Genomic DNA, 22,733 nt, shown 5'->3' on the forward strand with positions numbered 1-22,733 from the left:
AGAGTGTTTGATCATTAGAGCTTAGCTGATTGCTCTTGCTTACGTTGGGGATAGGAAGGAATCGATAAACCTAGATTCCCCCGTAGGGTATGGCTCTCGTATTCCGTTCGGAACAACCCGCGTCGTTGTAATTCCGGAATGACCAGCTCGACGATGTCGCGAAGTCCTTCCGGGAACGTTGGCGGCATGATGTTAAAGCCGTCCGCCCCTTCATTGAAGAACCATTCCTCAAGTTGGTCCACGATCTGCCCCGGCGTCCCTACGATCTCCCGGTGTCCCCGTGCTCCTGCGATATGCTCATAGACTTCACGGATGGTGGTCAGTCCTTCCCTTTCGGCGAGCGCCCGGATCAGATTGGAGCGAATTTGCGGATTCGTCTTATCTTCCGATGTCGTGAATCCCGGCAATGGCGCATCCACATCATATCCCGTGAGGTCCGTTCCAATAAAGTTGGAGAGATATTCCAGACCTACCTCCGGCAAAATGTAACTGTTTAACTCCTTCCGCTTGGCGATGGCTTCCGCTTCCGTCTTCGCCACGGTGATAAATACCCCCGGCATAATCTTCAAATCCTCCGGCTTGCGGCCGTATTTCGCAAGGCGGCTCTTCACATCCCGATAGAACGTCTGGGTTTCCTCCAGCGTTTGCCATGCCGTAAAGATGACCTCTGCAGTTTTGGCCGCCAACTCCTTTCCCGCCTCCGACGATCCCGCTTGAACGATGACAGGATGCCCTTGCGGCGTCGAAGGCGCGTCCAGCAACCCCTGTACCTTGAACCATTCACCCTCGTGACTCAACGGATGAACCCTCTCAATGTCCAGCACTTGGCCCTGCTCCTTGTCGAGAATAACCGCCTCCCGCTCAATCGACAGCCAAAGCTGTTTCACCAGGTCCACAAACTCCTCCGCCCGTTCGTATCGACGCGCATGCTCGAGATGCTTCGGCTTACCGAACAGCAGCGATTCCTTCTCATTGGCCGATGTGACCACATTCCAAGCAGCGCGCCCTCTCGATAAATGATCGATCGCCGCAAACTTCCGCGCCACTTGATAGGGGTCGTTATAGGTTGTGGTCAGCGTGGCCGTCAGCCCGATGTGGCTCGTCACAGAGACCAGTGACGCCAGGATGATCAGCGGATCCAGCTTCAGTGCCGAGGCTGCCTGGTTACCCGAAGGGCGTAGACCAAGAACATCCGCGAAGAAGATCATATCGAATTTTCCCCGCTCGGCTAACCGCGCCAATTCCTGCAAGTACTCGAGGTCGAAGGTGCGGTGGGCATCGGTTTGAGGGTGCCGCCAGCTGGCGACGTGGTGGCCCGGCAAATTAAAGAATGCTCCTAGTTTCATCTGCTTCTTTGTTGACATTTTCATCACTCCTAGTTTTCCAATTTGTTTAGTCATGTTTATACAATTAAAAAAACGTCAATTGACGTGATTCCAACCCTAAAACTGATCCGCTATCCATTCATCGGTGAATTCCATTTCGATAACATGCGTTCCAAACTTACGAGACCGTAATTAATGAGCAGTCCTAATAAAGAGATCGCAAGAATACCCGCGTACATCTTGGGGATTTGGAAGTTGTACTGCGAATACGTAATCAAATATCCGAGGCCTTCCTTGGCCCCAACCATCTCAGCGGCGATCAATACCAGAATGGCCCCTGTCCCCGCCATGCGGATTCCCGTGAAAATCGTCGGTACGGACGCAGGTAAAATCACCTTTAGGAATAGTTTAAAGGAGGACAGCTTCATGGACTTTGCCGATTTAATAAGCAGGGGATCGACATTACCGACAGCCGCAATCGTATTCAGGAGAATGGGCCAGGCGCAGGCAAACAGAACAATCGCAATTTTGGAGGTCTCCCCAATGCCAAGCAGCAGCATAAACACCGGGAGCAGCGCCAATGCCGCGGTATTCCGGAAGAGTTCAAGCACGGGATTCAGAAGCTCCCGGGCAACGGGGTACCAGCCGATGATCAAACCCAGCGGAATCGCTACAAGAAGCGCCAATGAGAATCCGGTTAGAGATCGAAGAATGCTGGCCGAAAAATGCTGAAGCAGCTCTCCAGATCCAACTAACTGCCCTAATGACCCGATCACCTCGGTGAAGGGAGGTAAAAATGCCGGATCCACCAATCCCAACCGCGGAGCCATTTCCCAGAACACAAAGAATCCGATCAAAACAATGGATTGCCTTAGCAATTTACGCAGACTCGATATAAGAGCCAATCTTACATTTCTTCCTGTCCATCGTGCGGGTACGGACTTTACGGTATCCACTTGGATCCACTCCTTTTTCGTTTAAATATAGGCTCCCTCATACACCGGTTGGTGAAGCAGGTTCCATACTTCATGGCGAAGCTTGACAAAATCGGGATGAGAGCGAACATCCTCATCATCCAGCCTCGACTTGAGAGGAACATCCACGATATGCCGCACTGTTCCTGGCCCCGGCGTCAGGACAATGACGCGTTCTCCAAGATAGACCGCTTCATCAATTCCGTGAGTGATAAAGAGGATCGTTTTTTTCGTTTGCTGCCAAATTCGCAACAGCTCGCTCTGCAATGACTCGCGGGTCTGCGCATCGAGAGCCGCAAACGGTTCATCCATCAGCAACACATCCGGATCAAACGCCAAACTGCGGGCGATCGCCACGCGTTGCTTCATTCCTCCGGAGAGCTCATGCGGGTACCGGTCCGCGAAGGTGGCCAGCCCGACAAGCGACAGAAAATGATTGGCTTGCTCCCTTCGTTCCCGTTTCGGGATCCCTTTCGCCTCTAAGCCGAACTCAATATTGCCCCGCGCCGTTTTCCAAGGAAATAAGGCATATTGTTGAAAAACGATCCCCCGATCCAGACCGGGACCCTTGATTTCTTCCCCATCCATCAAGATCCTCCCGCGTGTTGGGGCGGACAATCCGCTGATCATATCCAGCAGCGTGGACTTTCCGCAGCCGCTTGGTCCAACCAGTGTCAGGAATTCGCCTTCCCGCACGGCGAAATTCAAATCCTTGACGGCTGTAAATAATTGAGCCGCACCGTTTTTTTTCAGGTCGCGTACCGTAAAGGTCTTCGTGACGCTTTCGAACCTGATTTTTTCCTTATCCGCCATCCCCATCTTCCTCCCATCGTCACGGGGTCATCCAACAAAAAAAGCCCAGGAGACAAGACGATTCACGTCTGTCTGCTGAGCCTCCGGTGACCCGGTCAGCGATATTTAAAATTCCAACTATTTTGATGTGAATATATTACCATTTTGAAATGTGTTGTCAACCCTCCCCATTTCCTATTCATGCTGGGGCCTGATCTTGGTCTTGAACCTGAGTCTAGATCGAAAATGTTGTATTTGCTACACTATTTTCAGTGTGAAAACCTTGAGATTGCGAAAAATGTTGTATTTAGGAGTCAATTTCATAATTCAGTTTGCTGGAGGGCATGCTTGCCCAAAATTCGAGATCGTTTTTTATAAAAATCAGGCGACTTGCCGGTGCTGACTCAACTGCTTGTTCAACTTGTCTAAGGCAAACTTACTGAGATTATAAGCCAACGTGCTTAACTGAAAGTCGACGCTCGCTCGAACACCGCGGTGACGTGTGCGTCTCATTCCGAAATACTCCTTGAGGTAGGCAAATACGCGCTCCACAGCAGTTCGTTTCTTGTACAGCTTCACAAAGCTCTCGCTTCCTCTTGCCGGATAGGTGTGCTTGCGCAGATCCGTTTCAATGCGGATCTTAAAGACCTTCTGGCAGCTGGACTCGGCAAATGGGCAATCCTTGCACTCGTTTGGCCGAGTATATCGAAGTGTCTCGTATTTGGTGTCAAAACTGTCATAGCGGTAGGCATGCCCCTCCTTGCAAACGGGACTGTAATCCCGGTTCATTCCCTCGGGAGGTTCCGTATGGTGGATTATATCAATGACCGGGTAGGCGCCTAGCGAGTGAATTAACTGGTAGACCGCCTTGCTGTCGTAGCCTTTGTCTCCTAAGACGTGCTTCACTTTAAGCATAGGGAACTTCAGCGGCAGGCCCTTAAGCAGCAAAATCGCCATTCGTTGGTCGTTTGGGTTCGCCGAGCTGAACACACCGCTGAGAATGTATTGGCTGTCGGTATCCACTAATATATTCGCCTTGAAACCATACCAGCTGGTGAGCCTGCCTTTAGAGTTCTTTTTGTCACAGCGTGCGGCCTGCCTAGGCAATGCAGCGAGCAGTTCATCGTATGTGGAGGACAGCATGTCCTCCACTTTCTTCTCAAACGGCCCTAGGCTCGCTTCGTAAGCCTCCCGTTCCTTACGCCGACGCTCTGTTTCTTCAGCAGAGGCGCGCCCGCGCGGGTAGGTCGGTTTCCTAGGCCGTTCGCTCACGGGTGGGGGTTGCGACTCGGTGACATCCAATTTGAGTTGTTCTAACTCCGGTGTCTTACTTTGTTTTTTGGAACGTCGAGCGGCCCGTCGCTTGGATGCGGACTCGCTGAATTGGCAGTCCCAAGCTTCGACGATCGAGGAGTCGACGGCGATATGCGTACCAGATACGAATCCTTCTTCTAAGGCGGACAGTACTAGACGGTCCTGTAACTTCTCAAGAAGTCCATTTTGTTGCAGCGCATGGATCAGTCTCGAATAGGAAGCTTCGCTCGGTATGCGATTGGAACCGGTAAACCGACACTGGATTCGAAATTCTTCGCTGGACTTGAGCCGCTTAACCAGGGCGGACACAAATTCTATACCTTCCATTTTTGCGATGAGCAGCGAATAGATCATGGCCGGCACGTTCAATTCCTCCGGTCGCCCACGGCCGTGTTTTTTACTTAGCGATTGCATAACCGGAGCGAGGTTCAAATGCTCGAAGATCTGGCTATATCTATCTTCAGGTTGCATTTGTAACAATTCCTCGAAGGAAAACAGTTCTATTTGGCGAATTGAATAGATAGGGGTTACCTCCTTTTTTTTCTCTCGGGTTTGGTTTGGTTACCTGTTAATTCGAGATTTGGGGAGGTACTCCCTTTTCTATGACCAAAATATCCAGCTAGATCAACGGCTTTGAATTATGAAATTGACTCTTTAGTACAACAATTTCAGCTACAATTGGCTTCCAGCCGCTAAAATGTTGCAACTTCTACAACATTTTCTGCCAACCGGCTTAGGACAAGCGGATAATGTTGTATAAAATGCAACATTTCCACCCCTTGTACGAGATGATCGGCCTAATCAAAACAAAAAGCCGAGCTGGAATACCTCCCTGCTCGGCTTGTTTGGCGATACAAATCAATATGATTACTGCGACAACCGCGAAGCCAGCTCGTAAAGTTCCATGTTAAACGGCTTCTTCGTGGCGACGACCTTCTCGATGTCGGTCAGCACCATTTCGCCGCCGATCATGCCGCAGGCTTTGTTCGATTCGCCGGCGATCAGGCTGCGCACGGCAAAGTCGCCGAGGCGGCTGGCCAGGTTACGGTCGAACGGCGTTGGCGATCCGCCGCGTTGGATATGGCCCAGCACGGTCGCACGCGGCTCTACGGAAGGTTGGCGCTGCTTGATCGCTTGCACTACGTCCTCGCCGCTGCCCACGCCTTCAGCCACGATCACGATGCTGTGGCGTTTGCCTTTTTCGAAGTTTTGCTTCATGCGATCCGCCACTTCGTTCAGGTCAAACGGCACCTCCGGAACGAGGATCGTTTCGGCACCTGCAGCCAAACCGGCATGCAGCGCGATATCGCCGCAATGACGGCCCATAACCTCAACCACAGAAGCCCGCTCATGGGAAGACATCGTATCGCGCAGTTTGTTCACCGCGTCTACAACAATGCTAACCGCCGTATCAAACCCAATTGTATAGTCCGTAAACGAAATGTCATTGTCGATCGTGCCTGGCAGCCCCATCGTTTTGATGCCCAGTTTGCTCAGCTTCTCTGCCCCTTGGTAGGAACCGTCGCCGCCGATAACTACCAGGCCGTCGATGCCGTGCTCACGCAAAATATCCGCGCCCTGCTGTTGGCCTTCCGGCGTCTTAAACTCCAGGCAACGTGCGGACTGAAGAATCGTCCCCCCGCGCTGAATGATATCGCCGACACTGCGAATGTCCATTTGGAAAATGTCATTATTGAGCAGCCCATGATAGCCGCGTTGAATGCCGTACACTTCCAGGCCGTAAAACAACCCGCTCCGTACAACGGCGCGTACGGCCGCGTTCATGCCCTGAGAGTCTCCTCCGCTGGTAAGCACTGCGATTTTTTTAACTGCTGACATGATAATTCCTCCTAAATCGGTTGTAAGTAAGTAGTACTTCCCAAATTGTTAAAGATGCTTGCGAATCCACAGGCTGTTAGCGAAGAAGAACAACCGCATCAGCGGGCTCCGGCGCATCAACCGTCTGGATACCTCGCGGATTTCGTCCTGCTGGCTGACCTTGGGGTCAGATAAATATAGGGCCAGCAAGCCTTCAATGATCATCCTATGAAACGAAGAAGCGGGCAACATACGGATATCCTGCCGCGCTCCCTCGACGATCAACGTGATACGGCCCAACATCGTTTCCTTGCTATCATAGTAACTGCAAAAGTTCAAATCCCCGCCAAGCTCATCCTCCGCTTGATCGATCAAATAGTCCAGCATGATATGTAGACCGCAGACATGCGGAAAATAAGCGTCGTGGATCGTTTTGGCGCTTTTTTCGTCCAACTCGTCGTGACTTGCCGCCAAAAACAGCATAAAGACGCCCAGGGTTGAACCCGTCGCCGCCGCGAACTCGTTCCAATGCAAATGCGGCGCACGGTATTCGTGGTTTGCCCACCAGCTAAGCAGCTTGGCTTCGCGCTCCTTCGGATCGATGTGCTTGTACACCTGCAAGTCGGTATAAAGTCCTACGAGATCAACGATGAACGGCATCGCCGCCGGATATCCGCGAAGCTCGGCGATATGCGCCCGGCAAGTGCCGACCAGCCGGTGCAGATAACCGCCGTCGTCCTGCTCCTCGCGAAGGGCATAATAGTTCTGCATCGACGCTTCCGGATTCACCGCATCCAGCATGCTCTGATGCAGAAGCCGGAAATCCGCGGGATCCTTGGACGTGCTCCGGTCACATAAATTATCCAAATAATCGCTGATAGTTTGAAACGCAACGATAAGAGGGATTAATACATGGCGCATCGGCAAGTTAGCGGCTGCATAAACCGCGCCTCCCTGGCAATGGAACTCTTTCGTGGCGATGCTGGCCAACGCCTGCCGCCTTAGCTCAGGGTCAGGGATCGCTTCGGCATCCTTCTTCCAACGGTCCAACTCCTGACGGACATCCGGCAAAATAAACTTATAAACCCGGCTCATCAGCCGGATCGGCTCCTTCGGGAATTGGTTTCGGCTTTGCTCTAGTTCAATCAATGGCCTGCCTCCACTGCGATGTTAAATACGGCCTATCTGAAAACCATTCTATATTATAATATGATCCAACTTTTAGCACAAATAAACAAAATCACAAATGCCTTTTGACCGAGGGCTCCTCCTGGGTTGTGCGGTACCAGATATGCAGGTCGTTGATCCGGCTGGCTAGCTCGGCGATCTCGCCGTTAAGCCGGCAGCTTCGCTCGAAATCGGCCTCATTGTTCATTTCCCCCAGCTTATGCTCGATCGAACGTTCCAGCACCATCACCTTACTCGGAATCCGCCCGCGAATCTCCTCCCAATAGGTGATCATCGCCAGCCGTTCCTCCAGCTCGTACTCGTCAAAAGGACGCTCCAGCACCGGCACGGGGATGCCCAGACGTTCATCGTAAACAAAACAATCATTCATGGCGATGCCTCCTTTACATTCATTATATAAGATTTAAGTAAACGAAACGTAAATTTTATTGCCGCCGAACCTCGTGATTTCTGGTATACTTGCAAGCATATCAACCAATACCGAAATACCGCACAATGATCTGATTGCAGAAACGGAGTATGTAAACCCCATGAACCGGAAAATCACGGCCAACTCGGATATCGGATGGCTGCGCGCCTTTACCTTTACAATATACGGAACAAGTGTCCTTGTTTCCTCCTATTTCCCGCTATTTTACGCTCAGCTTGGATTTTCGACCAGCCAGATCGGCTTGCTGTACGCGCTGGGACCGATGATCTCCATCGCATCCAATTTGCTCTGGAGTCTAGCCAGCGACCGCTACCAAACGATCAAGAAGATTCTGTTGATCCTGTTGGTCGGTCAAATTGCGTTGACGTTTATCCTATCCGCCTCTACGACGTTTTCCATTATCATGGCGGTGATCACGATATTTTACTTTTTCTTCTATCCGGTCTTTCCGCTATCCGACACGATCGTGATTTCGACGGCCAAACAGCACGGCATCCATTTCATCTCCATCCGCTTATTCGGATCGTTTGGGTACGCCTTCTTTGCTCTGCTGATCGGTTACGTACTGGCTCGGATCGGCTCCTCGAATACGATGTGGGTGTCGATCGCCATCGCCGGCCTCGCGCTGGGGTTCATCCTGTTTGTGAAAGACCAACCCACATCCGTGGCGAAAATGGATCTGTCGGGCATCTGGGCCATCCTGCGGCAAAAAGAGCTGCTGTGGTTCTTTGGCTGCGTCTTCTGCTTGGCGATCGGCATGCGGATGAACGAGGCGTTTATCTCGATTAGCTTGAAGGAGCTTGGTGCGGGCGAAAATATCATCGGCTGGGCGATGCTCGCCTCGTCGCTGTCGGAAATCCCCGTGTTCATCTACCTTAGCTTTCATGGGGAAAAATTTAAGGAGCTGCCGCTACTGCTGCTGGCCAGCCTACTGTTTGCCGTCCGGTTCCTGCTGATGGGCTTGACCGATTCGCCTTATGGCATCCTCGCCATTCAGGCGATGCATGGCGTAACCTTTGGCATCTTCTATGTCACAGCCATCCGCATGCTTACCCGGCTGATTCCCGACGAATTCCGGGCGACCGGCATGGCCTTGTACACCATCGTCTGGTCCAGTTTGGCCGGACTGCTCAGCGGGACCTTCGGCGGCGTAATGTTCGAACAGCTCGGTCGGCATCCGTTCTATCTGACCGCGATGGGCGCGGCGCTGGTCGCGTTCGTTGGGTTCGCGAGCCGTTATTTTCAGAAGGGGCCGGGAGAGCACACCCCCTCGAAATTCGATCATACAGCCTAAGGAAGAGGCGAAGGGCCATAACGGCGCTTCGCCTCTTCCTTTGATCCCCTGTTCAAAGGACAGGACTTCCTATATAATAGTTATTATCAGATGATAGTACCTGGTATTAAATATGATAAAGCAGGTGAACACGCATGGATTTCGCTTTGTTCCAGGACATACTTAAAACCCGTCGCAGTATCCGGGAATTTACCGAAGAACCCGTCAGCCTCTCCGATATCGAGGAGCTTATCGACTGCGCCCGTTACGCGCCCAGCGATACGAATTCGCAAACCTGGGAGTTCATCGTTGTCGTGAACGCCGACAAAATCAAACAGATCGAAAACTTCACCTGGGACCGCCTGCATGAAACGGCAGCGCGCGCCGCGGAGCAAGGGCTGGAGCGGGAAGCCAAGCTGCTCGTGAAGTCGTTTGGCCCTTACGCGACCGCCTTCTCCGGTGCGCCGGCATTAATCGTGTGTTTGTCCACCCCGTATACGTCCAAATTCCGCGAGAAGATCTTTGATCCCATCGCTTTCGTGGCTCCCGAGGTCTGGGAAGAAGAAGGACTGAAAAGCAGCTGTCTGGCCGCGCAAAACCTGATGCTCGCTGCACATGCCAAAGGACTCGCCACTTGTCCGATGACCGGACCGGTGCTGCTGGCCGAAGACAAACTGCGCGAGTATCTCGACATCCCGGAAGACCGCGGAGTGAACATGGTGATCGCGCTGGGCCATCCGGCGATTTCGCCAAAGGCAGTTCCCCGGAAGGAAGTTGCCGAGATCCTGCGGATCGTTGATTAATACCACGCAAAAAGAGAGGCTTATTTTCAGCAACATGCTGGAAATAAGCCTCTTTCTGATCTAGCCTTAGGACAAGCGGCCGTAAGCCTTGAGCGTCTTCAAATTCTCTACGGTCAGCCAACCGCGCCATTCCTGCTCGCCGGCCGGGCTGACCGCCGGAAACGTAAGCGCCCAGCCGCCATCCTCCTGTTGGGTGCTCAGCAACCAATCCAAATGCTTCTCGACATCTTGCTCCGACACGAGCTTTGCCGCATAACTTTCCGGCGTTGGTGCATAATCCAGCACTTTGTGAACGTACCCCTCCGCCAACGGGTTGGTCTCGATCCCGTTAGGTCCCGTTAACCATGCATCCAACCTGGATAAAGCCTTCCCCGCCCGATCCCGATCCGGCACATGCTGCAGGAAGGAGATCCACTGAACGGCGTCATGATAATCTCCGGGAAGGCCTTGCTCCACGTTTTCCCACAGGAAGGAGACGTTCTTTTGGAACCAATCCTCAAGTAAAAAGTCAGTGCGTTCCTGTTGCTCCAGCAGCATGCCGATGATGCTTCCGGTCGGGTTGATCGAGGGGACTCCGTCCTGCTCGGTTGTCCACCACGGCGCATGCGGATATCGGTTTACTTCCGTTGTGGCCCGCGGCAAACCGCCGCCCGGCAGCGTCAAACTTCGCAAATAACGGATTCCCCCGTCCAGCAGATCCGATCCAAATCCTCCGACGTCGCGAATCACCAGCAGTGCGGTTTCAGTAGCCACCGGCTGACTGTGCGGGCCGCGCATATCCGGCTCCAGCGCATGGCCAAAACCGCCATCCTCGTTCTGGTACGGTCGAAGCGCCCGAAGCACCTCCTCCGCGGCCCCTCCTTCAAAATGGTAAGCAAACCGCTTGCGGTCCAACAGACGGGCATGCGAATAAATAAACGAACCGGCCCGTTCCAACGCGTCCCGTTCTCTCATCTAACCCTCGTCCCTTCTTCTTTAGGCTTCGAATACCCACGCAGGATTAAATACAATCTCCCATAAATGCCCATCGGGATCTTGAAAATACCCCGAGTACCCGCCCCAAAACGTCTCGTGGGGCGGAACGACGATCGTGGCTCCCGCCGTATGGGCTTGCTCCATGACCTCGTCGACTTCCGCTTGGCTCGCCACATTATGACCTAGCGTAAACTCCGTTGGACTTGGCGCATGGAGCGTTAACCCGGTGTCATGAGCGATGTCCGCCCGCTTCCAAAGCGCCAGCTTCAGTCCCGATTGCAAATCGAAAAAGGCGACCGCTCCATGCTCAAACTCTTGGCCAACGATCCCCTCCGTCGCCCAGCCTAGTCCATCTCGATAAAACCGGACCGCTCTTTCCAAATCCGCTACACCTAACGTCAACACCGTCATTCTAGGTTTCATTCCTACACCCTCCGTTCTTTTCGTATTCACACGTCTCGGGTTTAGACCGGCGTTACGCAATAACCGGCGGCTTCTAAGTCCGATACAGTTCAGCCAGCTCCGCGGCCCGCTGATGCAGCTCCTCACGCAACGCTTGGGGCTCGAGGACTTCCGCATCCCGACCAAGACTAAAGAAGTAGGAGACCGCCCAATTCCACTCTGTGCCCGGCAAGGTACAGTCGAGCCGCCATTCCGCTTCCTCCACCTGTTGCACCTCCTGGCCGAAATGCGGATCCTGCTCGGCCAACAGCGAACCGCGATACGTGAGTTTCACGCGCAGCCGGAAATCCTCCCTCACCGCTGCCTCCGAGTGAGGGCTCCCTTGGTCGACCTCTCCCCTTTCGGCATCCACATCCGGTGGGGGAGAGGTCTCGGCCGCCTCGACAAAGCGATCGACGCGGAACGTTCGCTTCTCCCCGTGCTCCAGCGACTCGGCTTCGCAATACCAGAAGCCGTGCGCGGCGTACACGCGCAGCGGCTTCAACGTCAGCTGCCGGCGATAATTCAGCGAGCGGTACTCCGCTCGGATCCATTTCCCGCCGGCGGCATAAGCCATCAAGGCGCTGAGGAACGGCGCCTGGATTCCGCGCTCCGGCACCTCCATCTCCACGTGCCGGAGCAATGGAGCAATTTGCCCCAGCATCTGCTCGGGCAAAGCGGAACGGATCTTGTCGGTGACGGTCCATTTCGCCTTGCGGAAGGGACCGTCGGCGTATTTGCCCATGTCGTCCAAAGCCAGCAGGACGGTCAGTGCCTCGCCGGCGTCGAGCTGCAGCGGCGGCAGCCGGAAGCCGTCCATGAGGCGGTAGCCGCCGCCCGGACCTGGAAGCGCAACCAATGGAATGCCGATTTCCCCCAAAGCCTGCATGTCGCGTAGCACCGTCCGCTTGGACACCTCCAGCTTGTCCGCCAAGGATTGCGCGGTCTCTGGGCGCTGCTGCAAGGCCATGACAATCGCCATCATCCGGTCCATTCGCTTCATCGCTACGGTTCCCCTCCCGTTAAGCTCACTATAACAAAGCATTGGTGACAACTGAATGTCACCATTTGATTTCCTCATCCGCACTCGAGTTACGGTTCACTTCCCGATAGGTATACAAAAAAACACAGCCCTATAAAGAGCTGTGCCTTTCATTATCGCGCTTGGAACCAAACTTTATAAGTGATCCGTTAAACGGAAGTGATCTTATAATTTGATTACGTTAGCAGCTTGAGGACCACGGTTACCGTCAGTGATTTCGAACTCAACGGCTTGGCCTTCTTCTAGAGTTTTGAAACCTTCGCCTTGAATCGCGGAGAAGTGTACGAATACGTCTTCGCCACCTTCAACTTGGATGAAGCCATAGCCTTTTTCTGCGTTAAACCATTTAACTGTACCTTTCAAATGAACAACCTCCTAAAAATAATCGTCATCTTTGACGAATACCCATATTATACTCTATGCCCACCGACAATGCAACGTGTCAGTTCGCCCAATCCTTTTGGAGCTGAAACCCGCGTCAGAACGTACGGTTTCATTTGCTTTCCTCGGGGGCGTGAGTTATCATTTTACATAAAATATTACCATTTCTCCGCGGGTTTCATACCTGCGAGCCGAAGCCAAAGATTGGAGAACGTCAGATGATCAAAAAACACGAAATATACAAAAAAGACAAATGGAATATGATGACGGTAGAGGTTCAAGGAAAATACATCGTTCTCCGTGAAATTTCCGACCAATGGGGCGAGGAGTCGCATACGTTCCTCAGCCGCCCTGCCTTGATGGATTGGGTGAAACGCCGGTTCCCGAAAGAGGAATATGCCGGTAACGAGGCGGAATGGGATGAGATCATGAACGCCTTTAAACAGGTTTAAGCCGCTGTCTGGGCCATTCTTGTATGAAACGGAGCAATACTTATGATGGATAGTTCCAACCTTCTGATCTTCATTATTTGCGCATTTGCGCTTGGCCTTGTGGTCATCCTGAACAAGGACCGGCTGCAGCCACGCCTTAGGCGCGGCCTGGCTCTCGTCTCCGTCGTGATGATCGTGGTGGCGTTTGGGCTGATGATTTACAGCTTCCTTGCTTGATCCCCTATATTTCCCACAGCAGGCGGCCATACTAGGAAAATGCCCGAAATCCCCAGCCGGATCCTTGGCTCCCGCCGGGGATTAGGGCTCCCTAAACAATGATGGGAGGTTCTTTCCGGTATGCGACCTATACGCAAGCGTATCCCCCGTGCGATTCCCCTGCTGTTGACCGGCTGTCTGCTGGCTGCCGCATTTCCGGGCAGCGCGGCGATGGGCCGGCCTGAATTATCATCTTACCCAACCCAAAGGAGGATTCCGATGAGCACTGTATTGAAACGTTCCGAAGTACCGCAGGAGAATACATGGAAACTGCAGGATTTGTTCGCCAACCAAGCGGCTTGGGACAAATCGTACAACGAACTTAAGGCGCTGAAGGATAAAGCGGCTGAATTCGAAGGCAAGCTCACCCATGCGGAGAGCATCAAATCCGTTTTCGAGCTGGAAGACGAGTTGTCTTTACAAATCGAGCGGCTTTACGTTTACGCCCATCTTAATCATGATGAGGATACAACCAACCCTACATATCAGGCCCTGGTGCAAAAAGCGAAAAAATTAAGCGTGGAAGTCAGCGAGGCCTTGTCTTTTATTACCCCGGAAATTCTGGCTTTGCCCGAGCAGGAGCTCGACAAGCTCATTAACGATCCAACGCTTGCGGATTACAAATTCACCTTGCAGGAGATTAAACGCGAGAAAGCGCATGTGCTGAGTAAAACGGAAGAAGCGCTGCTCGCTCAGGTTGGCAATTTGTCGCAAGCGCCGCAGCAAATTTTCGGGATGATCAACAACGCCGATATGAAATTCCCGAAAATCAAGGACGAAAACGGGAACGAAGTCGATTTGACTCACGGCAGCTACATTCAATTCCTGGAGAACCCAAACCGCGAAGTACGCGAGCGGGCGTTCAAAGCCGTTTATGAAACCTATCGCAAGCAAAAGAATACGATCGCAGCTACATTAAGCTCCAATGTGAACAAAAACATGTTTTATTCGCGGGTCCGCAAATACCCATCCGTGCTGGAAATGTCTCTTTATGGCGACAACATTCCGAAGGAAGTGTATACGAACCTGATTGATGCCGTGCATGAGAGCCTGCCGCTCCTGCAACGTTATATGAAGCTGCGCAAGAAGCTGCTGGGCGTTGACGAGCTGCATATGTACGATCTGTTCGCCCCACTGGTCGAGGAGTACAAGTGGGATATCTCCTATGACGATGCGAAGAAAATGGTCGAGGAAGGGCTGCAGCCGCTCGGCGAGGATTACCTGAAGGTGCTGCGCGAAGGCTTCGACAACCGTTGGATCGACGTCTACGAGAACGAAGGCAAACGTACCGGCGCTTACAGCTGGGGCGCCTACGGCACCCATCCTTATGTGCTGCTCAACCACAAGGATAATCTGAACAGCATGTTTACGTTGGCGCATGAGATGGGCCACGCGCTGCATTCCTATTTTTCGGATGAAGCCTTGAAATATCGGGATGCGCAGTACACGATCTTCCTGGCGGAAGTCGCCTCGACGACCAACGAAGCGCTGCTGATGGATTATCTGCTCAAGAAATCCACCGATCCGAAGCAAAAGCTGTACCTGCTCACCTACTATGCCGATCAGTTCCGGACGACGTTATTCCGGCAAACGATGTTCGCCGAATTCGAGAAGCTCATTCACGAGCGCGCCGAAGCCGGGGAGTCGTTGACACCGCAGGAGCTGTCGGAGATTTACTACGATCTGAACGTGAAATACCACGGCAAAGACATGGTCGTGGACCAAGACATCGAGATGGAATGGGCGCGGATTCCTCATTTTTACACGAGCTTTTACGTCTACAAATACGCAACGGGCTTCTCCGCGGCGACGAGCTTCTCGAAGCAAATTCTCGAGGAAGGCCAACCGGCGGTCGACCGTTACCTCGGCTTCTTGAAGAGCGGTGGCAGCGACTATTCGATTAATATCCTGAAAAAAGCCGGCGTTGACATGTCCTCTCCGGAGCCGATTCGCGAAGCGATGAGCGTGTTCGAGAACGTCATCGCGCAAATGGAACAATTGACGAACTAACGTACATTGGCCGATGGCTACCACAAAATCCCTTGCCCTTTGCGGACAAGGGATTTTATACTGTCCTAGAAGGAGGTGTACCCTCATGAAAATTCAATGGTCCCTGATTCTGGCCTTGATCTTCGCTTTGATCACCGCCGTGTTTGCCGTGATCAACGTGGATCCGGTGCAGGTGAATTTGCTGTTTGGCTCGGTCAGCCTTCCGCTGATTTTGCTGATTCTCGGCAGTACGCTGCTCGGCGGCATCATCGTTGGTTCGTTTGGCATTTACCGCGGCTACCGACTGCAGCGCGAAGTCAAAAGCTTGCACGCCAAGCTTGTACATATCCAGGAGGCAACCGGATATATTTTTCCGGAACCGGAGAAACCGGAGCGCGGTAAGAAGAAGAAATCCGCTGAAAACGAAACGCAATCCGAAAACGAAACTGAATCGGTGAAGGAGGACTCCCATGAATATTCAACCGAATGAAACCTATATGTTAAATTTACTGAAAACCCTGCTGGATACGCCTAGCCCCAGCGGGTTTACACACGGCATCATGTCGCTGATCCAACGTGAAGCCGATGCTTTGGGTGTGCCTTGCAGCTTCAATGAAAAAGGCGGCGCTCTCCTGACCCTGCCCGGCCGCGATTCATCGCGGCGCATCGCGCTCAGCGCACACGTCGATACGTTAGGCGCCATGGTGCGCGCCATCCGTCCAAACGGCACGCTGGCAATCACCTCGGTGGGCGGGTTCATGATGCATAGTATCGAGAACGAATACTGCCAAATCCACACCCGCAGCGGCCGGGTCTATACCGGTACGATTCTGTCGACCCACCCTTCCGTTCACGTCTACAGCGACGCCCGCGAGATCAAACGCGAAGAGATGAACATGGAGGTACGGATCGACGAGGTCGTAGAAAATAAAGAGGACGTGCTGAAGCTGGGCATTGGCGTTGGCGACTTCATTTCGTTTGATGCCCGCGCAGTCGTCACGTCTAGCGGGTACATCAAGTCCCGCCATCTGGACGATAAAGCAAGCGTCGCCGCCCTGTTTGGGCTCATCGAATCGAGCCGCCGCGAAGGCTGGACGCCGCGGCATGACCTCGTGTTCCTCATCTCCAATTATGAGGAAGTGGGGCACGGCGCCTCCTGGATTCCCGACGGCGTCAACGAAATGATCGCCGTCGACATGGGCGCCATGGGTGATGATTTAAGCTGCAAAGAGACCGACGTCTCGATTTGCGCGAAGGACTCCTCCGGCCCGTACGACTATGAGATGACCAGCCGGCTGATCGAGCTTGCCCAAGGCCTGGGTATTCCGCATGCGGTGGATATTTATCCGCACTACGGTTCTGATGCCTCGGCAGCGCTGCACGGCGGCCACAATATCCGCGCCGCCCTCATCGGACCAGGCGTGCACGCCTCGCACGCTATGGAGCGGACCCATAAGCTGGCGGTCATTAATACGACCCGCCTGTTAGCGGCTTATGTTGCCGATTAATTGGCGACGCTGGGGAATCGCCATGACTTCGGTCGTGGCGATTTTTCTTGGCATCCTGCTGATGATCGGCTGGGGCAGCCGCTACCTGCTCCCTCACCATTACGAGTATCAGGAGCTTACCGCGGCGAACGGCGTCAAGCTGCATGCCTTGATTGTGGACCCGGAGCGAATTGAGCTGCGGGCCGCGGACCAACCGCTGGGGCGTTACCGCGTGTATGGCATGAACGGCGGTTTTTTCTACAATGACGCCGTGTTGTCGCTCGCGGTAAACAACGATCAGCCGGTTCAAGGCACATCAGGCGCTTACGGCTCCGGCTGGTTCAACGCCAAATACGCGCGCGGTACGCTCGTGTGGGACGGCGCGGCGAACGGCTTCTCGGTGCAGGTGGTTTCCGCTGCAGACGAGCTTGTCGTCACGGATCGCGCCCGCTATTTTGCCCAAGGCGGCGTTAGCATGAAGCTGCAGGATGACGCCGGGTGGCGGGCGGCGGCGGTAGAGGCCGAGCATCTGCCGAATCCCGATGAGAATCGGCTCCGCTCCGGTCTCGCTTACGACGCGAGCGGCCAGCTGTGGCTGATCGTCACGCCTACGCGCTGCACAGCCGATGCCTTCCGCACCGCCGTCAAGGCAACGTTGGCGGACGGCCAGCTCGTCGACGGCATCTTCCTCGACGGGGACGGCTCCGCCCAACTGAACGCCGCGGAAACCAAGCTGAACGGCGACTCCCGCAATTTGCGGCAGATTATTGTGATCAGGTAGGGGGAGCGAAATAACGCCAGATGGCGTCCTCGTCGGGGGTTCCTGATGTCTCTCTCGTGCTGCCTTTACGCGATTATCCCTTTCATTCAGGGGGCCAGGGGCTCCGAGTGAGGAAGAGTTCTTCACCTGATCTCGGTAATATCTGACCAAAGGGGATAATGGTGCAAAGCCTGCGGAATTATTACTTTCTCATAACGAAAAAACGCCTACTCGTTTAAAACGAATAGGCGTTTTTACTTATGTCCTCTTATGTAGTTTTCTTATGCGCCACCATTTTGACCAAAGGCAGTGAAGGTAGGTTGCTCAACATGAATCGTAGCAGGAGTAGTAAAGATTAATGAAAAAAGAACTGCCAGAACAACAACGACTTTAGATTTCATAAACTTCGTTTCACCTCACTTACAATATTCTTATACTTCTTACATATATCTATTGCAGCCATGTGCCTATGATGTTCAAATAGTACCATAAAATCTAGAAGTGCTTCCTTATTATTCATTTTAACCGAATTCTCAATTCCTTGCATCAAATAATTGAAACCCATTGTATATTCTTTTTTATGTAGATAGTAATAAGTCAGATCGTACAAGAATTGATTGTACTTATCAGGTAGAACCTGGTCTTTATACAAGTCATTTGATTGTTTTCGGTTGATATATGCTTCGATCTCCGACTTAAATTGAAGTAGGATATGATCTACATCAATTTGGTGCCGGTTAGCTGCGGACATAACGTTTGAAATCGACGATATCACTTCATCAGGGTTTTCGATCATAAACGCTACATAATCGGAAAGATATTCGATTTCACCACTCATGAGTCGATTGACATAGATATTGGCACTCGACCATTTTTGAAATAACCTTAACCAATGTATGGAGTCCTCGTCCTTTTCCTGCACCCAACTTAAATCTGTATATTGATAAGTATATTCCAATGCTTTTGCGTAGTCTTCTCTACCCTCATATACTTCTGCACACAATAGTTTGGCATAAACAATGTATACAAACATGGGTCTGCTAAGCCGGTGTTGCATTTCGTGAAATCCCTTTTCCGAGCGTCTGTTACTGAAATAAAGGAGGCGTGCCTTGCGTTCCATCTCGAGAGCCAAAACCTCAAGCCTGTCCCACTCACGAAGCGAGCGGTACAAGTTAGCCAAATCCTTGAGCGCGTCCAGCTGTAGGACCTCATCCAGCCGATCCACGTAGGGTTCGAATTGGTGGGCGATTTTGAGATTATGGGCCTGGTCCGATCCTATCCGGATCTTAAACAAACGATACTGGCATATCGCCAACCGCTCAGAATACTGTCTCGTTTCGCACATAGCTACATTTTCATACAGAATTTCCGCGGCACCGTAGAATCCCTTCTCAAAAAACTCCTCGGCCAGCTCAAATAAGGAAGTGGAGTACGACAAGTTATCCAGCAGCAGACAGACCGTTCTGCGGATGCAATCCAGCTTGTCCAGTTCGGCACACTTGCGTAGAAAAGGGCCTACTCTCCGCCAATTGGGGTTTCTCTCCTGAAGATAATCCTCGATGTAATTCTCGTAATAATGCCCTATGGGTACGCCCATGATCTCCGAAATCCGGTCCAAATGTTCGATGGTTAAGGCTCGATTTCCGTTTAATATATAACTCAGTGTTCCAGCGTTAATATTTAACCTCATCGAGAATTGACTCAAATTCAATTCTTGTTCTCTGATAAAAGAATGAACTTCCTTCAGGATCGTAGAGGTACTCATCGGATCATCACCACACATTCTCATGATAATTACGTCTGGAATTATATGTATGAAATTAATATATCTTCTTTTTATACTTCGGTCAATTAACATTCTAAAGATATCAGAAATAATAGAAGCCCTTGCTTTCCCCCAATATGAGTGAATACAAGGGCTATTCCTATAGAGTTCGACTTAGCTGTTATTTCATACTTTTATCACACTTTTCGATAAGCTTGCTGGATCGAGGATGAAAAAACTAGCTTCCCCTTTAAACGAGGGGGGCTAGTTTTTTTAGAACCAGGGCGTACTACCCTAGTTGGCGTCTAAACGCTTTGCTCGCGAAGAAATAAGCAATGATCATCATGCCCACGCACCAGGCCAGCGCGATCCAGATCTCATTGCCGACCGTCCCCTCGTTCAGCAAGGCGCGAACGGCATCCACGATCGAGGTGACAGGCTGGTTCTCGGCAAACACGCGGATCGCTGTGGGCATGGATTCGGTAGGAACAAAAGCGGAACTGATAAACGGCAGGAAAATCAGCGGGTACGAGTAAGCCGTCGCCCCTTCCATCGATTTGGCCGTCAAGCCGGGAATGACCGACAGCCAGGTCAGTGCCAGCGTGAACAGCCCCAGTATTCCGGCTACCGCAAGCCACTCCAGGAGAGAGGCGCTGGAGCGGAAGCCCATCAAAAGGGCAACCAGGAACACAACCACAAGCGTTAACGCATTGGAAAAAAGCGAGGTCAGCACATGCGCCCACAAGACCGACGAGCGCTTGATCGGCATGGTGATGAAACGCGACATCAACCCGCCTTTGATATCATTAAACAGCCGCAGTGACGTGTACGCGACGCCGGAAGCGATTGCCATCAACAGGATTCCCGGAAGCAAATAATTCACGTAGTTGTTCGTTCCTGCATCGATGGCACCGCCAAATACGTAGACAAACAACAGCATCATCATGATCGGTGTAATTGCCACCGTAATAATCGTATCGGGACTACGCAGAATGTTGCGCATTAATCGACCTAACAGGACTCCAGTTTTGTTCTTCATTTACTTCTCCTCCTTCTTGCCGATGATCGCGAGGAAAATTTCCTCCAACGTCGGCTGCTTCTCGATATATTCCACCTTGGCCGGAGGGAACTTCTCCTTGAGTTCGGCTAACGTGCCGGTGGTGATAATGGTTCCGCCGTGCAAAATCGCAATTCGATCCGCCAGCTGCTCCGCCTCCTCCAGGTATTGGGTCGTGAGCAGGATGGTCGTGCCGCTGCCTGCCAGCTCCTTGACGGTATTCCAGACCTCGAGCCGTGCCTCAGGATCAAGCCCCGTCGTCGGTTCGTCGAGAAAAATAACCGCCGGCTTCCCGATCAAGCTCATCGCGATATCCAACCGGCGCTTCATCCCGCCGGAATATTGATCCGCCCGGCGGTCAGCGGCTTCGGTCAGGCTGAATTTGGCCAGCAGTTGGTCGGCAACTTGGATTGGCTTCGGAACGCCGCGCAGCTTGGCGACCAGGATCAGATTTTCTCGCCCGGTGAGCATGCCGTCGATGGCGGCGAATTGCCCCGTCAGGCTGATGCTCTGGCGCACCGAATCCGACTGGCGTGTAACGTCAAAACCGCAAATGCTCGCTTCCCCGTTATCCGGCTTCATCAAGGTTGATAGAATATTTACCGTTGTCGTTTTGCCGGCCCCATTGGAGCCCAGCAGGGCAAAGATCTCCCCGCTCCGCACCTCGAAGTCCACCCCCTTCAGTACCTCTTTATCCTTAAAAGATTTTTTAAGACCTTTGACAGAAATCGCAACATGATTCATCTATACTCCTCCTTACTATTTAGTACGACTGGTAACCAGTGTCACTTACTACTAAGCAAAAAATGAGACCGAATGGGGGCCGAATCGTATGTTCCTGAAAATACCCGCATTCAGTCAGTGATATCGATATTGCATTATTTCAACGAATAGGACTTCAAAGCGTTGATCTTTGACGAGAGGAAATCCCACTTTTCCCAAAACGAATCAAGCTCTCGGCGACCCGCCTCATTCAGCGTATAGAACTTGCGGGGCGGCCCCATATCGGACGGTTTCTTCTCGATGTTAACGAGATTTTTCTTCTCCAATCGCACGAGGATGGTATACACCGTCCCTTCCACGACTTCGGTAAACCCCAACTCGTTCAGACGCCGGGTAATTTCGTACCCATAGGTTTCATGTCGGCTGATGATTTCCAGCACGCAACCTTCCAACGAACCCTTTAACATTTCCGTTAAGTTATCCATAATTTGCACCCTTTTACTTCTGTTTTTTATTGATCGACTTGTTTACGGCTTGATTTACTTTTTGGTTGACGCTTTCTTGGTAAAGATCGGCGTACGTTTTGGAATCTTTGACTAACTCGTCGCAGAAAGCCGCAACGTCGCGCCCTGTGACTTCGAGGACTCCCTTCCCCAAGCTCGCTCCCTCTTCAAACAGATCGACAATCCCCGTAAGCAAGCCAATCCCATCACCAAGCTCAACCGGGCCAACCCGAAACAGATATTTCTGAATCTCGTGATACACAATCTGATAATCCTGCGGTAGCGTTTTTACGCGTGCAACGTGCGCCCGCCATTCTTTTTTGCCCTGGACCATTTCTTGAATATTCATGTTATCCCTCCAGCTTCCCTAATTTTTTGGCGACATTCTGATTAAGCTGCTCTCGCCACTTGTCGCGAAGCGACTTGGCTCCTTCTTCACCGGCTAGCGCCAAGCAGAAACCCGGGATATCGTCCCCCAGCACCTCTTGAACGTGCTGTCCGTCCGCCGCCGTTTCTTCGAACCAGCTAAGCGCACCGTCAAAAATAGGCATGAGGTTGCGACCGGTGAAATCGGAGTGCTGCCAAAGATTCACTTTCATTTGCTCCCATGCCGCTTGGTAATCGGCCGGTAACTTTTGGGCCCGCGCTTCAAAAGCTTTAAACTCCCTCGTCATGTCATTGCCTGTGATCTTATCCCAAAATTTCATGACTCTTCTCCTTTAGCTCAATGATATCTCGGGGCCGCGAAGCCCCTCTATTCTGTCTGACTGATATTCTGTATGACTTAGTACCTGAGGAAAAATAATACCGATAGCTTGTGGAGTATAGAGTAACCGATCTCGCTTCCGCTATTCAGTATCACTTATTACAGGTACATTGTAACACCGAGTAGGAGGGGTGTCAATCGGTTTTCTAAACAAATTTTTTTGTGGCCAACGTGTCCGATTCCCTTGTCCCTATTACATTTTTAACATTCGGATGTTCCC

The 22,733-nt window shown here is 52.1% G+C and carries 25 protein-coding genes; 8 read left to right on the plus strand and 17 right to left on the minus strand.

Annotated features, from left to right (window positions below; translation table 11 throughout):
* Nucleotides 1-14 precede the first annotated feature (14 nt).
* The 7 genes from BN3277_RS20430 to BN3277_RS20460 form a co-directional block, all read right to left on the minus strand.
* A complete protein-coding gene (locus tag BN3277_RS20430) occupies nucleotides 15-1,364 on the minus strand; it encodes an LLM class flavin-dependent oxidoreductase (RefSeq protein WP_059045906.1) in 1,350 nt (449 codons plus the stop codon).
* 92 nt (nucleotides 1,365-1,456) lie between these two features.
* Entirely contained in the window at nucleotides 1,457-2,221 is a 765-nt protein-coding gene (locus BN3277_RS20435; protein WP_232436518.1) for an ABC transporter permease, read from the minus strand.
* A gap of 81 nt (nucleotides 2,222-2,302) precedes the next feature.
* Entirely contained in the window at nucleotides 2,303-3,112 is an 810-nt protein-coding gene (locus tag BN3277_RS20440) for an ABC transporter ATP-binding protein (RefSeq protein ID WP_082691543.1), read from the minus strand.
* A 360-nt stretch (nucleotides 3,113-3,472) separates the two neighbouring features.
* Nucleotides 3,473-4,876, minus strand: a complete 1,404-nt coding sequence (locus BN3277_RS20445; protein WP_059041470.1) for a transposase — start codon at nucleotides 4,874-4,876, stop codon at nucleotides 3,473-3,475.
* Nucleotides 4,877-5,272: 396 nt separating this feature from the next.
* Nucleotides 5,273-6,244 (minus strand): 6-phosphofructokinase, encoded by a 972-nt coding sequence (pfkA, locus tag BN3277_RS20450; RefSeq protein WP_059045910.1) that lies wholly within the window; start codon nucleotides 6,242-6,244, stop codon nucleotides 5,273-5,275.
* Between the two features lie 48 nt (nucleotides 6,245-6,292).
* Nucleotides 6,293-7,372 (minus strand): tetraprenyl-beta-curcumene synthase family protein, encoded by a 1,080-nt coding sequence (locus tag BN3277_RS20455; protein WP_059045911.1) that lies wholly within the window; start codon nucleotides 7,370-7,372, stop codon nucleotides 6,293-6,295.
* A gap of 91 nt (nucleotides 7,373-7,463) precedes the next feature.
* The gene (locus tag BN3277_RS20460) at nucleotides 7,464-7,781 is read right to left on the minus strand and encodes a hypothetical protein (RefSeq protein ID WP_059045913.1); all 318 of its coding nucleotides are present in this window, start codon (nucleotides 7,779-7,781) and stop codon (nucleotides 7,464-7,466) included.
* A 160-nt stretch (nucleotides 7,782-7,941) separates the two neighbouring features.
* Here BN3277_RS20460 and BN3277_RS20465 point away from each other — a divergent pair, with 160 nt between their 5' ends.
* Both BN3277_RS20465 and BN3277_RS20470 read left to right on the plus strand, forming a co-directional pair.
* Nucleotides 7,942-9,135: an MFS transporter gene (locus tag BN3277_RS20465; RefSeq protein WP_059045915.1), complete on the plus strand. Its 1,194-nt coding sequence runs from the start codon at nucleotides 7,942-7,944 to the stop codon at nucleotides 9,133-9,135.
* Nucleotides 9,136-9,269: 134 nt separating this feature from the next.
* A complete protein-coding gene (locus tag BN3277_RS20470; protein WP_059045917.1) occupies nucleotides 9,270-9,917 on the plus strand; it encodes a nitroreductase family protein in 648 nt (215 codons plus the stop codon).
* Nucleotides 9,918-9,983: 66 nt separating this feature from the next.
* On the opposite strand, the gene BN3277_RS20475 is transcribed toward BN3277_RS20470, so the two are convergent.
* The 4 genes from BN3277_RS20475 to BN3277_RS20490 form a co-directional block, all read right to left on the minus strand.
* Nucleotides 9,984-10,871, minus strand: coding sequence for a prenyltransferase/squalene oxidase repeat-containing protein (locus BN3277_RS20475; protein ID WP_059045919.1), 888 nt, complete (start codon nucleotides 10,869-10,871; stop codon nucleotides 9,984-9,986).
* Between the two features lie 21 nt (nucleotides 10,872-10,892).
* Nucleotides 10,893-11,315: a VOC family protein gene (locus tag BN3277_RS20480; protein ID WP_059045921.1), complete on the minus strand. Its 423-nt coding sequence runs from the start codon at nucleotides 11,313-11,315 to the stop codon at nucleotides 10,893-10,895.
* Nucleotides 11,316-11,388: 73 nt separating this feature from the next.
* A complete protein-coding gene (locus BN3277_RS20485) occupies nucleotides 11,389-12,336 on the minus strand; it encodes a helix-turn-helix transcriptional regulator (RefSeq protein WP_059045923.1) in 948 nt (315 codons plus the stop codon).
* A gap of 204 nt (nucleotides 12,337-12,540) precedes the next feature.
* Nucleotides 12,541-12,738 carry a cold shock domain-containing protein gene (locus BN3277_RS20490; RefSeq protein WP_009222768.1) on the minus strand — a complete coding sequence of 66 codons (198 nt, stop codon included), beginning with the start codon at nucleotides 12,736-12,738 and terminating at the stop codon, nucleotides 12,541-12,543.
* A 236-nt stretch (nucleotides 12,739-12,974) separates the two neighbouring features.
* Between BN3277_RS20490 and BN3277_RS20495 the strand changes: the two genes are divergently transcribed.
* The 6 genes from BN3277_RS20495 (at nucleotide 12,975) to BN3277_RS20520 (ending at nucleotide 17,720) form a co-directional block, all read left to right on the plus strand.
* Nucleotides 12,975-13,208, plus strand: a complete 234-nt coding sequence (locus tag BN3277_RS20495) for a hypothetical protein (RefSeq protein ID WP_059045925.1) — start codon at nucleotides 12,975-12,977, stop codon at nucleotides 13,206-13,208.
* 42 nt (nucleotides 13,209-13,250) lie between these two features.
* Nucleotides 13,251-13,424 (plus strand): hypothetical protein, encoded by a 174-nt coding sequence (locus tag BN3277_RS25615; RefSeq protein WP_157688743.1) that lies wholly within the window; start codon nucleotides 13,251-13,253, stop codon nucleotides 13,422-13,424.
* A 258-nt stretch (nucleotides 13,425-13,682) separates the two neighbouring features.
* On the plus strand, nucleotides 13,683-15,473 hold the full coding sequence (pepF, locus tag BN3277_RS20505; protein ID WP_059045926.1) for an oligoendopeptidase F: 1,791 nt from the start codon (nucleotides 13,683-13,685) through the stop codon (nucleotides 15,471-15,473).
* Between the two features lie 85 nt (nucleotides 15,474-15,558).
* Entirely contained in the window at nucleotides 15,559-15,942 is a 384-nt protein-coding gene (locus BN3277_RS20510; protein WP_059045928.1) for a LapA family protein, read from the plus strand.
* Nucleotides 15,923-16,960 (plus strand): M42 family metallopeptidase, encoded by a 1,038-nt coding sequence (locus tag BN3277_RS20515; protein ID WP_059045930.1) that lies wholly within the window; start codon nucleotides 15,923-15,925, stop codon nucleotides 16,958-16,960. Before BN3277_RS20510 ends, BN3277_RS20515 begins: the two co-directional genes overlap by 20 nt.
* Before the next feature lie 22 nt (nucleotides 16,961-16,982).
* A complete protein-coding gene (locus BN3277_RS20520) occupies nucleotides 16,983-17,720 on the plus strand; it encodes a hypothetical protein (RefSeq protein WP_232436480.1) in 738 nt (245 codons plus the stop codon).
* 376 nt (nucleotides 17,721-18,096) lie between these two features.
* Here BN3277_RS20520 and BN3277_RS20525 read toward each other — a convergent pair whose 3' ends face one another.
* From BN3277_RS20525 to BN3277_RS20550, 6 genes are all read right to left on the minus strand, one after another.
* Nucleotides 18,097-19,464: a helix-turn-helix domain-containing protein gene (locus BN3277_RS20525; protein ID WP_059045933.1), complete on the minus strand. Its 1,368-nt coding sequence runs from the start codon at nucleotides 19,462-19,464 to the stop codon at nucleotides 18,097-18,099.
* 289 nt (nucleotides 19,465-19,753) lie between these two features.
* Nucleotides 19,754-20,503: an ABC transporter permease gene (locus BN3277_RS20530; RefSeq protein WP_059045935.1), complete on the minus strand. Its 750-nt coding sequence runs from the start codon at nucleotides 20,501-20,503 to the stop codon at nucleotides 19,754-19,756.
* Entirely contained in the window at nucleotides 20,504-21,265 is a 762-nt protein-coding gene (locus BN3277_RS20535; protein WP_059045936.1) for an ABC transporter ATP-binding protein, read from the minus strand.
* A 134-nt stretch (nucleotides 21,266-21,399) separates the two neighbouring features.
* Nucleotides 21,400-21,729 (minus strand): PadR family transcriptional regulator, encoded by a 330-nt coding sequence (locus BN3277_RS20540; RefSeq protein ID WP_059045938.1) that lies wholly within the window; start codon nucleotides 21,727-21,729, stop codon nucleotides 21,400-21,402.
* Nucleotides 21,730-21,742: 13 nt separating this feature from the next.
* A complete protein-coding gene (locus tag BN3277_RS20545; RefSeq protein ID WP_059045940.1) occupies nucleotides 21,743-22,096 on the minus strand; it encodes a DUF1048 domain-containing protein in 354 nt (117 codons plus the stop codon).
* A gap of 1 nt (nucleotide 22,097) precedes the next feature.
* Nucleotides 22,098-22,454 (minus strand): DUF1048 domain-containing protein, encoded by a 357-nt coding sequence (locus tag BN3277_RS20550; RefSeq protein ID WP_059045942.1) that lies wholly within the window; start codon nucleotides 22,452-22,454, stop codon nucleotides 22,098-22,100.
* Nucleotides 22,455-22,733 lie beyond the last annotated feature (279 nt).

Origin of the sequence: Paenibacillus rubinfantis (assembly GCF_001486505.1) — a bacterium.
GTDB lineage: Bacteria > Bacillota > Bacilli > Paenibacillales > Paenibacillaceae > Fontibacillus > Fontibacillus rubinfantis.